12 protein-coding genes are annotated in these 12,545 nt (G+C 43.2%); 11 read left to right on the forward strand and 1 reads right to left on the reverse strand.

All coding sequences use genetic code 11. From position 1 onward, the window contains the following. The first annotated feature begins 26 nt into the window (after window positions 1-26). From BrL25_RS11720 to BrL25_RS11760, 9 genes are all read left to right on the forward strand, one after another. Window positions 27-980: a DUF979 domain-containing protein gene (locus BrL25_RS11720; protein WP_018672009.1), complete on the forward strand. Its 954-nt coding sequence runs from the start codon at window positions 27-29 to the stop codon at window positions 978-980. A gap of 13 nt (window positions 981-993) precedes the next feature. Beyond that, window positions 994-1,641, forward strand: coding sequence for a pyroglutamyl-peptidase I (pcp, locus tag BrL25_RS11725; protein WP_026315190.1), 648 nt, complete (start codon window positions 994-996; stop codon window positions 1,639-1,641). Between the two features lie 23 nt (window positions 1,642-1,664). Then, a complete protein-coding gene (gene pxpB, locus BrL25_RS11730) occupies window positions 1,665-2,441 on the forward strand; it encodes a 5-oxoprolinase subunit PxpB (RefSeq protein ID WP_018672007.1) in 777 nt (258 codons plus the stop codon). Then, window positions 2,438-3,457, forward strand: coding sequence for a 5-oxoprolinase subunit C family protein (locus tag BrL25_RS11735; protein ID WP_018672006.1), 1,020 nt, complete (start codon window positions 2,438-2,440; stop codon window positions 3,455-3,457). Before pxpB ends, BrL25_RS11735 begins: the two co-directional genes overlap by 4 nt. Window positions 3,458-3,692: 235 nt before the next feature. Then, a complete protein-coding gene (locus tag BrL25_RS11740) occupies window positions 3,693-3,842 on the forward strand; it encodes a YezD family protein (RefSeq protein ID WP_373413112.1) in 150 nt (49 codons plus the stop codon). 127 nt (window positions 3,843-3,969) lie between these two features. Continuing rightward, the gene (locus tag BrL25_RS11745) at window positions 3,970-5,112 is read left to right on the forward strand and encodes a sulfate ABC transporter substrate-binding protein (protein WP_018672004.1); all 1,143 of its coding nucleotides are present in this window, start codon (window positions 3,970-3,972) and stop codon (window positions 5,110-5,112) included. A 40-nt stretch (window positions 5,113-5,152) separates the two neighbouring features. Continuing rightward, a complete protein-coding gene (gene cysT, locus BrL25_RS11750) occupies window positions 5,153-5,992 on the forward strand; it encodes a sulfate ABC transporter permease subunit CysT (RefSeq protein WP_018672003.1) in 840 nt (279 codons plus the stop codon). A 17-nt stretch (window positions 5,993-6,009) separates the two neighbouring features. Then, on the forward strand, window positions 6,010-6,903 hold the full coding sequence (gene cysW / locus BrL25_RS11755; RefSeq protein WP_018672002.1) for a sulfate ABC transporter permease subunit CysW: 894 nt from the start codon (window positions 6,010-6,012) through the stop codon (window positions 6,901-6,903). Further along, window positions 6,893-8,026, forward strand: a complete 1,134-nt coding sequence (locus tag BrL25_RS11760; RefSeq protein ID WP_018672001.1) for a sulfate/molybdate ABC transporter ATP-binding protein — start codon at window positions 6,893-6,895, stop codon at window positions 8,024-8,026. The genes cysW and BrL25_RS11760 overlap by 11 nt, the downstream gene beginning before the upstream one ends. A gap of 54 nt (window positions 8,027-8,080) precedes the next feature. Here BrL25_RS11760 and BrL25_RS11765 read toward each other — a convergent pair whose 3' ends face one another. After that, the gene (locus BrL25_RS11765; RefSeq protein ID WP_018672000.1) at window positions 8,081-10,231 is read right to left on the reverse strand and encodes a BglG family transcription antiterminator; all 2,151 of its coding nucleotides are present in this window, start codon (window positions 10,229-10,231) and stop codon (window positions 8,081-8,083) included. Between the two features lie 295 nt (window positions 10,232-10,526). Between BrL25_RS11765 and BrL25_RS11770 the strand changes: the two genes are divergently transcribed. Continuing rightward, window positions 10,527-11,570, forward strand: coding sequence for an oxidoreductase (locus BrL25_RS11770; protein ID WP_018671999.1), 1,044 nt, complete (start codon window positions 10,527-10,529; stop codon window positions 11,568-11,570). Between the two features lie 373 nt (window positions 11,571-11,943). Next, a complete protein-coding gene (locus tag BrL25_RS11775; protein ID WP_018671997.1) occupies window positions 11,944-12,384 on the forward strand; it encodes a universal stress protein in 441 nt (146 codons plus the stop codon). Window positions 12,385-12,545 lie beyond the last annotated feature (161 nt).

The raw sequence follows: 12,545 nt of genomic DNA on the forward strand, positions 1-12,545 counted from the left end.
AATACATGGAAGGGAAGGTGACCGCTATGTTCATCCAATTAGATTTTATCTATTATCTTGCCGGCGTGTTTCTTGTCATTATTGCGATTTTAGCGTTAAGAGATAAAAGTAATTCTCGCCGTTTTACCACCTCCCTTTTCTGGGCGTTATTTGCCTTTTCCTTTTTAGGAGGCAAACTGGTTTCTTCATTTGTAATGGGAATTGTTGTGTTGCTAATGGCGCTTATTGCTGGCTTGGGCGGGGTCCGACTGGGGACGTACCAGCAAACAACGGATGAACAAAGAGAGGCTAGCGCCAAACGCTTTGGGAATCGATTGTTTATCCCAGCACTATTAATTCCAGTTGTGACCGTAATTGGTAGTGTTTTGTTGAAAAATGCCAAAATAGGCGAAATATTTTTACTTGATCAACAGAACGTTACACTGGTGAGCTTGGGAGTAGCTTGCTTAGTATCGTTAGTGGTAGCGATGAGCATTACCAAAACCAAAGGTATTCAACCAGTAAAAGAGTCTCGTCGTCTGCTGGATGCGATCGGCTGGGCTGCTGTCTTGCCTCAAATGCTAGCCACATTGGGAGCGCTATTTGGAGCAGCAGGAGTGGGCACAGTGATTGCTGACCTGGTAAGCTCTGCGATTCCGGTGGATAATCGTTTCTTAGTGGTAGTTGCATACGTACTGGGAATGGCCTTGTTCACGATGGTAATGGGGAATGCATTTGCAGCCTTTCCCGTCATGACTGCTGGTATTGGTCTACCCTTGTTAGTGCAAATGCACGGAGGAAACCCGGCCGTGTTAGGAGCAATTGGTATGTTTTCTGGTTATTGTGGCACTTTGCTTACTCCGATGGCAGCCAACTTTAATATTGTTCCAGCGGCTCTATTAGATTTACCTGATAAGAATGCCGTTATAAAAGCACAGGCTCCTACTGCTTTGCTATTGTTAGGAATTAATATCTTTTTGATGTACTATTTGCTGTTCTAGGGGGAATATCATGATGAAAAAAGTTTTGTTAACTGGTTTTGATCCTTTTGGTGGGGAACAGATTAATCCCGCATGGGAAGCAGTACAACAATGCATACAATTTGATATCCCCGATGTCGAAGTAATCATTAAACAAATTCCTACTGTATTTCATCGCTCTCTGGAAGTCTTGGAAACCATCATGGAAGAGGTACAACCTGACGTGGTTATTTGTGTCGGACAGGCGGGAGGGCGTGCAGATATCACAGTAGAACGGGTAGCGATTAATACAGATGATGCACGCATTCCGGATAATGAAGGAAATCAGCCAATCGATCAGCCTATTATAGAAGAGGGGCCGGTAGCTTATTGGTCTACGTTGCCAATTAAGGCTATTGTCAAAGAAGTTCGTCTGGTCGGGATTCCTGCATCCGTTTCTCAGACAGCCGGTACATTCGTTTGTAATCATCTCTTTTATGGATTGGCTCATCTGATTTCTACGCGTTATACAAGAACAAAGGGTGGTTTTATTCATATTCCCTATTTACCTGAACAGGCCGTTCGGTTCCCTGGGCAGCCTAGTATGAGCTTGATGTGCGTTATAAAGGCTTTGGAGGTCGTCGTTCGGACCAGTGTAGGAGTCGAACAAGATATTAAGGCGATAGAAGGACAGATCAGTTAGAGATAGATGGTAGAGGTGATCAGGTGAAGCAAAAGCCAGATAAACAGATAGAAGGACAAACGATCGAACAAAAATGGCCTGTTCAAATTCTACCGCTTGGAGATGCAGCAGTGTTGGTGCAATTCAAATTGGCGGACAATGGTAACGCGGATATTTACCAGCTTGTACAGGCTTTTGCTACTCATATCGAACAGCATCCGTTTCCAGGCATGATTGAATTTGTGCCGGCTTTTACAAGTGTGGCGATTTATTATGATCCTATCACGGTTAAACAGGTAGTGAACCAACAGTCAGACAGCACCGCATATGAGATCGTAGTGAATAAAGTGCGTGGGATGTTAGCAGGGCATATTAGCCAATTAGAGAGTCACTCCCGAGTAATTGAAATTCCCGTTTGCTACGGAGGAGAGTATGGACCAGATTTGGAGGAGGTAGCCAAGTATCATCAGCTTGCTCCAGAAGAAGTTATTCGTATTCATTCCCAGGCTATGTATAAGGTTTATATGATTGGTTTTGCACCTGGGTTCCCGTATCTTGGAGGAATGTCCACTGAGATTGCTACTCCAAGAAGAGCTTCCCCACGCTTACAGATTCCCGCTGGCTCAGTAGGTATCGGTGGAGAGCAGACGGGCGTCTATCCGATAGAAACCCCAGGCGGTTGGCAGTTGATTGGTCGGACACCTCTTGCGTTGTTTCGCCCCAAACAGAATCCACCTAGCTACTTACAAGCAGGTGATACTGTCCGCTTCCGTCCGATTACCCAACAGGAATATCTGGAATGGGGAGGGGAAGAGTCATGAGTATACGTGTTATCAAACCGGGGTTGCTCACATTGATCCAGGATCAAGGGCGGTTTGGCTTTCGAAAATATGGGGTTGTTACCAGCGAAGCGATGGACCCTATGGCCTTGCGAATTGCCAACATGCTGGTGGGCAATGCAGAGCAGCTTGCCACGTTAGAGATGACGCTTACAGGAGCAGAGTTAGCTTTTGAGCACGATAGCCTCATTGCAATTACAGGAGCAGAGTTGTCTTTTACAATCAATGGTGAGCGTTTACCTATGTGGCGTCCTATTTTTGTCAGATCAGGTACGGTTGTGAAAGGTGGAGGTTGTCGGACGGGCTGTCGCGCTTACCTAGCTATTGCAGGTGGGATTGAGGTCGAGCAGGTGCTAGGTAGCCGCAGTACATATGCGCGTGCAGGAATGGGGGGCTATCAGGGCAGAAGCTTACAGGCAGGCGACTATATATCAGTGGGCGAGCCAGCTAATGTGACGCGCGCTTTTCTGGAGAAATGGTACAACAGGTTGGCCAAGCAGACATCATTGAGGAGCTGGACAAGTGTAGATTGGAGTGTTAGCGCTGATTGCCTAGCGACGTACCGAAGAAATCCACAAGTGCGCATTAGTCGAGGAACCCATTTTTCCTTGTTTACATCAGAAAGCCAACAGAATTTATTTCAATCCCCCTATAAAATTACGCCCCAATCAGACCGCATGGGCTATCGTCTTCAGGGGGCGATGCTTGATTTGGTAGAACCGATTGAATTATTATCAGAGGCTGTAGCCTTTGGGACGATTCAGGTACCGGCAGAGGGGTACCCTATTATTTTACTCGCTGATCGACAGACGACGGGAGGTTACCCACGAATTGGTCAGGTTGCTACAGTAGATTTACCGATTTTGGCCCAGATGAAGCCAGGGGAAGAGATCATGTTTACAGAGATAGAAAGGGACGAATCTGAAAAGCTACTGATGGAGCGGGAACAATTTTTTATTGAACTGCAGCAAGGCATTCTTTTGCAAATGATGCGGTAGTCATAGAGCTAATTCACTTTAGTAGAATCCTTATTTTCACACCTAAGCATATTCTTGTGCATGTCGCAGGAAATATGCTTTTTTTGTTTAATTCCAACTTGACATATAGGAATTATGTGATTAAACTCAAATACAAAGTTTCCTAATTTTTGATGTCTATCAAAAAGGTGGAACAGGCATAAAGGAGGCAAACGGTATGTCTGAACAACAACAGGCAAGTCGACAAGACCTATGGATGCAGAAAATTTTAGATGCTTTGAAAGGTATTGAGTATGGCTCCGTGCATATTACGATCCATGATTCGAACATCACACAAATTGAGCGTGTGGAGCGTCATCGTTATTCGTTAGAAAAGAAAGAATTTTCAAAAAGACAAAAAGGATAGAGTGCCGATCGGACAACCGAAGGCTCCTTACGTTCGCCAGTGAAGGATGAGCGAGAGGAGTCTTTTTTTGTATACATGTGCAACATGCTTGATCGGATGAACTAGAGAAGATTAGGGAGGTAACTCAATGAAAATAAGCTCTACGATCATAACCAATGCATCATTTCTAAACAGAAAAAAGCGACTTCGATGGTTAACCTGTTTTCTTTCCGGTAGTTTGGCGCTTGTAGTAGCAGGATGCGGAGGGGGAGCATTCCCGACAGGTTCAGAGACTGATAAAGGAGCTAACGGAGCAGGTAGCACCACAGCTGTTTCTAGCAATGATAAACAGTCGTCTAAACCAATTGAGCTACTAAATGTTTCCTATGATCCGACACGTGAGTTATACCAGGCTTATAACAAAGGCTTTATTGATTACTGGCAAAACAAAACAGGTCAAACTGTTACCATCAAGCAATCACATGGTGGCTCTGGTAAGCAATCACGCTCAGTTATTGATGGGCTGGGAGCTGACGTTGTCACGTTAGCGCTTGCATATGACATTGATGCTATTGCAGATAAAGGACTTATTCAAAAAGAATGGCAATCCCGCTTGGAACAAAAAAGCTCCCCTTATACCTCTACCATTGTGTTTCTCGTTCGTAAGGGTAATCCAAAGCAGATTAAGGATTGGAACGACTTACTAAAACAAGACGTTCAAGTAATAACGCCTAATCCTAAAACGTCAGGAGGGGCTAGATGGAACTACTTAGCTGCTTGGGGCTATGCCAAACAACTCAACCCCAACAGCGACGAAAAGGCTAAAGAATTTGTGCAACAGCTATTTAAGCATGTGCCCGTTCTGGATTCTGGAGCGCGCGGTTCCACAACAACTTTTGTCGAGCGGGGAATTGGCGATGTACTTCTTGCTTGGGAAAATGAAGCGTTTTTGGCAATCAATGAAATCGGGAAGGACAAAGTGGAAATCGTCGTACCCTCCGTTAGTATTTTAGCAGAGCCACCTGTGACCGTCGTGGATAAAGTCACTGACAAAAAAGGTACAAAAGAAGTAGCAGAGGCTTATCTGAAATACTTGTATTCGGAGGAAGGGCAGAAAATTGCAGCTGCGAATTTTTACCGGCCACGACTAGAGTCTGTAGCCAAAGCATATGAAAATCAATTTCCTACCATCAAGCTCTTCACTATTGAAGAAATAGCTGGAAATTGGCAGGAAGCTCATCGAGTCCATTTTGCTGATGGAGGAATTTTTGATCAAATTTATCAACCATAACGTGTATTAGAATCAACTGACTCACAAGGTGGTGTAAAACATGAAAAACAGCTGGAAACAGTCGAGTATCATACCAGGATTCGGTTTATCGCTAGGGTATACGGTTGTCTATGTAAGCCTCCTTGTTCTATTTCCGTTATCTGTGCTTGTGTTATCGACTAGCTCTCTTAGCTGGGATCAATTTCTAGCTATTGTACTTGCTGATCGCGTGATTGCATCCTATAAGCTTAGTTTTTTAGCTTCTCTGGTAGCAGCCTTAGTAAATACGGTGTTTGGGTTACTGATCGCTTGGGTACTGGTACGTTATCGCTTTCCTGGCAAAAAAATTCTTGATGGACTAGTTGATCTGCCTTTTGCCTTACCCACTGCGGTAGCTGGTATTTCTCTTACGTCGGTCTATGCACCTAACGGCTGGATTGGGCAATATATAGAGCCTCTGGGCATTAAGGTGGCATTTACATCACTCGGAGTTACGGTTGCCTTCATTTTCATTGGGATACCGTTCGTGATTCGCACTGTTCAACCTGTATTGCAGGATGTGGATCGGCAAATGGAAGAGGCAGCTGCGAGTCTCGGTGCCGCTCGGTGGATTACGTTTTGGCGAGTTATTTTCCCTCAGCTCTTACCTGCCTTGCTAACAGGCTTCACGTTAGCCTTAGCTAGAGCAGTTGGCGAGTATGGCTCTGTTGTATTTATATCAGGAAATATGCCGATGAAAACTGAAATTACTCCACTTTTAATTATGACAAAGCTAGAGCAGTTTGATTATGCAGGAGCAACAGCGATTGCTTCGGTCATGCTGTTGTTATCGTTTGTTATTCTGCTGTTGACCAATGTTTTACAGTGGTGGAGTCGGAGAATGTATCGAATGGACACATAGAAAAGGAGAGGATACACATGTCATTGTCTAACCAATCTGATACTGCCAAACACCCAGGGGCTTGGATCATGATCGTACTCTCCGTACTGTTTTTGGGATTGTTTTTGATTGTGCCGTTATTATCGGTGTTTACAGAGGCACTAAAGCACGGGTTCCAACCATTTTGGGAGGCAATCGCTGAACCGGATGCGGTAGCAGCAATACAGCTTACTCTGCTGGTTGCTGTAATTTCTGTTCCACTAAATGCGGTGTTTGGGATTGCGGCGGCTTGGACCATTGCCAAATATCAGTTTCGGGGGAAAAGTATTCTACTCACCTTAATCGATTTGCCTGTAGCTGTTTCTCCTGTTATCTCGGGGTTCTTGTTTGTACTGTTATTTGGTACGCAAGGATTGCTTGGACCGTGGTTAGAAACCTACGATATCAAAATCATCTTTGCGGTGCCTGGCATTATTTTAGCAACCATTTTCGTTACCTTTCCCTATGTAGCACGTGAACTGATTCCTGCCATGCAATCGCTGGGAAATGATGAAGAGGAAGCGGCATTGTCACTTGGAGCTACGGGATGGCAAACCTTCTGGCGCGTCACATTACCTAATCTTAAATGGGGGTTGTTGTATGGAATTATCCTTTGTAATGCGCGTGCCATGGGCGAATTTGGTGCGGTTTCTGTCGTATCAGGACATATTCGTGGTATGACTAACACGGTGCCACTGCAAGTGGAAATTTTATATAACGAATATAATTTTGTAGCGGCCTTTGCCGTAGCCACTCTATTAGCCTTTTTAGCCATCGTGACCCTTATCATTAAGAGCATAATGGAATGGAAAGCTGAGCGGCAATACAAACAGAAGAATGTAGACGTAACTGTCTGGGGTTATGAAACGGGGGAGGGTATACATGGGCATTGAAATTAAGCAGGTATCCAAAAGCTTTGGGGCATTTTCTGCCCTTGATCATATTAACTTACAGATTCCAAGTGGAGAGTTAGTTGCACTATTGGGACCTTCAGGATCGGGAAAAACCACCTTGCTTCGGCTTATTGCGGGTCTTGAGCAGATGGAGCGGGGAGTCATACGCTTTGATGGGGTAGATGCCACTAGGAAAACAGTTCAGGAGAGAAGGGTTGGATTTGTCTTTCAGCATTATGCTCTATTTCGTCACATGAGTGTATTTGATAATATTGCCTTTGGTCTACAAGTGCTTCCCCGTGGAAAGCGTCCTTCTAAAGACAGCATTCGAACAAAAGTAATGGAGCTACTTCGCTTAGTTCAATTGAATGGACTAGAATCACGTTTCCCTAGTCAACTGTCTGGTGGGCAACGACAACGGGTTGCACTAGCTCGTGCACTTGCCATTGAACCAAACGTATTATTATTGGATGAACCGTTTGGGGCACTCGACGCGCAGGTACGACAGGAACTACGTCGTTGGCTCAAACAATTGCACAATACGCTTAAAATCACTACCGTGTTCGTGACCCATGATCAAGAGGAAGCCCTGGAGATGGCAGATCAAGTGGTGATAGTAAACAAGGGTAAAATTGAACAAGTGGGAACGCCTATCGAAGTCTATCAGAGTCCTAGTAATCCCTTCGTGTATAGCTTTTTAGGAAGAGTAAATCAATTTCGTGTTTGTGGACACGAAGGAACTATTCATATGGGACATCTATCGTGGAAATCAGAAGAAGTTTTGAACTGGAATCATACAGAAGCAGTTGGTTACATCAGGCCTCATCAGATGGAGCTATCGCGCACTTCAAAAGGGGAAAGCTGGGCTGAAGCTACTTTGTTACATGTCTCTTTATTGGGACCACTTGTCCGTCTAGAATGTCAGTTAACGGTAGATGGAACGTTGTTTGAATTAGAGCTAAATGGCGAGCAATATCGAGAGCTTTGGGAGGATTCTTCTCGGCAACTCTATGTAAACCTTAAATCAATTCGATTGTTTCCAGTCAAGCAATCTCAGCACCAATCGGTCAAAAGGGTCAACATGCAATCTGTTTCGCTTACGATGTCAGAAATCAAGGTGTGAGGAAAATGCAAAAACCAACCATCGCGAAATGCTTTGGTTGGTTTTTGCTTTATTTTATAATCCAGCGGGTAGCTGATGCTGGGAGTAAATCTCTAATAATCGAAGAACATCATCAATTTGATCGGTCTGCAATAAGGTTTGCAATGCTTCTGGAGAAGAGAGAACTGCTGTTAGCTGAGCCAATGCGCGCAGATGTGACTCATTATCTACAGCCGCTAGTACAATAAATAACTGTGCAGAATGCTCTGGCCTTTCTGAGAAGGATACGGGATGCTTTAATTGTAGGAAGCTCATGCTCAATCGTTGGACGCCATCCTGTGGTCTAGAGTGCGGAATAGCAATTTTCGGTGCGATTACAATGTATGGTCCATGATCATACACGGAGCGAATCATGGCGTCCACATATGAAGGTAGAATACTTCCATTGCGAACTAAAGGTGCTGAGGCGAGTCGAATCGCTTCTTCCCAATTAGCCACGGTTTGTGCTACCTGAATTTGATCCTTCGTAAGTATGTCTGCAACAGTGGGCTTATAGGAAAGCTCTTTACTTAAAGCAGCAGGTTCCAGAAGGTATTCCTTTAACTCTTGATGGAGAGCTTCTTCATTTTCTATCACTGCATGACGACGAATGATAGACATCATGCCTTCTAACGATTCTGTCGGCTGCTTGTCTTTGTCAGAGATATAGGCTCCTACTCGTCTTAATAAGCGAGCCTTTTCTGCGTCGTTAAGAATTGGATTTACCACATAGACGGGTGCATCGCTTTTTGTCAAAGTGGTAGTAGAAAAAATCAGATCAACATCATAAGATTGGGATTCATACTCTCGTAAGGAAACCGTCTTATAAATATCAATGGATGAGAATAGGTTTTCTAACTGATTTTGCAGAATAAGTGAGGTACCAATGCCGTTTGGACATACGATCAGTGCTCTTTTTCGCGGTGCGGGATTCGCTCCTTGCTTTCGCAACCATGCTCCAAAATGCATAGCAATATAAGCGATCTCATCCTCACATACCTGTTGCCCGACCAGCTGTTCAAAATGAACAATAACCTTCTGAGTTAGTAAGAAAATTTCATGATAGTGTGTTTTAATGGAATCAATCAGCGGATTGTCCATATTAATTCCGTACTTGATTCGATAAAAGGCAGGTTTGAGGTGCAGCATTAAATCACGTTTTAACCCATCTTGGTCTTCAAACATAATACAAGCGAACTTTTGAAAGTCAGTAACCATACGACGAACAGCTTCCAATAGCATTTGAGTATGAGTATTTTCCTGATCCGAATGATATTGGTTCATCACACGAGCGCCTAAGAGATGCGTAGCAATGTAATAGGTTTCATCTTCTGGTATATCAATTTGTAGAGTTTTCGACAGTTCATTGCTTATATAGGTCGCGGCTTCAAAATGCTTTGTTTTTTTCAATACTTCTTTCTCTTCCATATCAATTGTGACATGCTGTCCACGACTAAATCGCTTACGGAACAAATGGATGTGAATACTTAAGCTCTCCAGAACCTCATCGGTATATTGAATGCCTAATAAGCGCTCGCAAACTGATAGGGCTTCGCGGATCACCTGAATTTCTTTTGTTTTCAAGAAATCCTCTTGCTGTTCCTCTGCTACCAGTGAAGTAGAATGTGCCATCGTTTGAATGTGGGAGATGAGTTGATTCCAGCTTTGAGTTGTTACAGCCTGAGAGAGATAGAAAATAAGTGCTTTTCGTTTGTCCTGCTCTTCACCTTGAATGAAGTAGCCTTGTTTGCGGTCAAAATTGAGCGATATATGGAAGGTATGAAGCTCCATTTTTAATTTTTTCAGATCGTCCAGGGTGGTGTTGCGACTAACACCTAGCCGATTCATCAAATCTTCTAGCAAGATACGCCCTTCTCGGGTTAAGAGATAGATCGTTAGCCAAGCCTTACGCTCCTTGGCGGAATACTCATATTGCCATTTCTTCATACCTTGAAGTTTATCAGGTATTTTTTGTTTGGTCAGTTCGTCTATATAGTAGCCGGTGCTTCGGATATATTGAACAGTAGGGAGTTGATTTTCTTCCAGCCAATCGTTTATTTTGTTCATATCATAATAAAGTGTACGTTTCGAAATTCCTTGTGATTCTAAGAGCTCCTGTACGGTTACATATGAGTCAGCTTGCATAATTTTATGCAAAATCGCAGCGCTTCGTTTATCGAGCGACATGGATACAACCTCCTTTGCCAGTTGATCTGTTGCCAGGTAATTTGCAAAGATTGGATAGAAGCAAAAGATGATCGATATGATTACCTTCTATTAGGCTCATTATAAAGCAGGATGACATAATTAGAGAAGACCAAAAACTAGTAATCTTTTGTGCATAAGTTGGACTAATATAAATGAGACTATTCAGCGCGCACTCTATTCTTGGAAACTCTATATTTTTCATTTATGATAAGAAAACCAGACGAGCATGCAGAATAACATAGAGATAGGATTCCATTTGCAGGAGGGAATGAAAATGCAGAAAATCAGAGTTGGTATTGTTGGGTATGGTCCGTCAGCTACTACCTTTCACGTTCCTTTTTTACAAGCGTCAGAGCATTATGAGATTGTGGCTGTCCTATCTTCTAAACCAGAAAAGGTAAAAGCAGATCTGGGGGATGTGCAGGTGGTCTCTCAATTACAAGAGTTACTACAGCATCCCAAGATGGAATTGGTCATCATAACCGCGCCCACATCGCTTCATTATGAAATGGTAAAAGAGGCGATACATGCGGGTGTGCATATTGTTGTTGAGAAGCCGTTTGTCGTAACAACCCAAGAAGCAGATGAGCTAATTGAGCTAAATAAGCCGACAGGTAAGGTATTAAGCGTTTATCAAAACAGACGGTGGGATAATGACTTTTTGACAATCCAACGTCTGTATCAGGAAGGACGACTAGGTGATATCTATCATTTTGAATCTCATTATGATCGATACCGACCTGAAGTACGTGATCGGTGGAGAGAAAACGCAGGGCCAGGCTCGGGAATTTTGTATGATCTAGGCTCTCACCTGTTGGATCAGGCCATTATGATGTTTGGAATGCCTAAAGCAGTTACAGCTGATGTACAAGCACAACGACCAGGGGCTAAAACAGATGATTATTTCCATGTCATCTTGCAGTATGAGCGTTTGCGAGTGATTTTACACGCTGGCATGTTGACAGTTCAACCGGGTCCACGTTTTCAGGTGCATGGTGATAAGGGGAGTTATAGTAAGTTTGGATTTGACGTGCAGGAGGGTGCTATCCGCAACAATCAGCCTCTGAACGCTCCTAATTGGGGTCAAGAAGAGAAAGAATGGTATGGGGAGTTAACTACAATGGTAGAAGGTAAGCCTGTTACAAAAAAAATCGTGTCTGAAAAAGGCTCCTATCAACGTTACTATGACAAGTTGTATGAGGCAATTCGTCTAGGTAAAAATGTGCCCGTCCGTGCAGAACAGGCGCGTATGAATATTTTTCTAATTGAAGTGGCTTTTCAAAGCAGTAGGGAAGGTCGGACTATTTATATAGATTGATCCACAGATCGTGTGGGTCTCTCTTTGCCTCGTTCTATTTTCTTACAGCTTGTGCAATCCTTCACAGAACAGACATCCAAAAGGACAGGTAAGGATGTGTTCTCCTTCTATAATAGGGGTAACCTAAGAGGAATGGTGTAAGGAATGGGGAGAAGATATGGATCCATTTAAAAAACAAGAAAAGGGCTTATTTATTCTTTGCATGGTGGTGGCTGTAATCATGCTGCTATCCTTTGCGCGGAAGTTCTTTTAACTTTGAGCGTTCATTTTTCTACGTAAAAACGTTTCCGGATTTTTCATAAATATGTGAAATCTTTGCTGATCTACATGCTACAATGATAATATAGAACCGATTTAACAAGGAGGCCATACTATGTTTGATAAAATGGTGATAGCTTTGGATGGTTCACAGTTAAGTCCAAAAGTACAGGAAGCGGCGATTTTATTTGCCCGTGAGAATAAATCCTCGCTCACTTTTGTGCATGTTGTAAAAGAATTACCTGCCTATGTAGCTAGTCAATTAGTATTTATGGTCCACGATGTTCAATCTGAATATCTAGAAGAAGCCAAAAAATACGGTCAAGAATTACTAGATCAAGCATGCGAAGCGGCAGAAAAAGAAGGAGTTCAATGTGAAGCTATCCTGCTTCAAGGGGACCCAGCCAATGAATTGCTCGCCTTGGTTAAAGAAAAGAATGCTGACCTTATTATGATGGGTAGCCGTGGGTTGGGAGATTTTAAAGAATTGATGCTAGGTAGCGTTAGTCATCGTATCACACAATTAGCACCGTGCCCGGTCTTTATTATTAAATAAGTAGCTAACAACAAGAGCTTTATCACGCAGCAGAAGCGCGATAAAGCTCTTGTTATGATTAAATATTCGTGAGACACGTTATTTTTCTTGGATGGTGTATTCTCCTGTTGACTTGGAGGAGGATTAGAGTTTATTATATACCCATCGGGGTATAAAAAACC

Origin of the sequence: Brevibacillus laterosporus DSM 25 (assembly GCF_002706795.1) — a bacterium.
GTDB classification, from domain to species: Bacteria; Bacillota; Bacilli; order Brevibacillales; family Brevibacillaceae; genus Brevibacillus_B; species Brevibacillus_B laterosporus.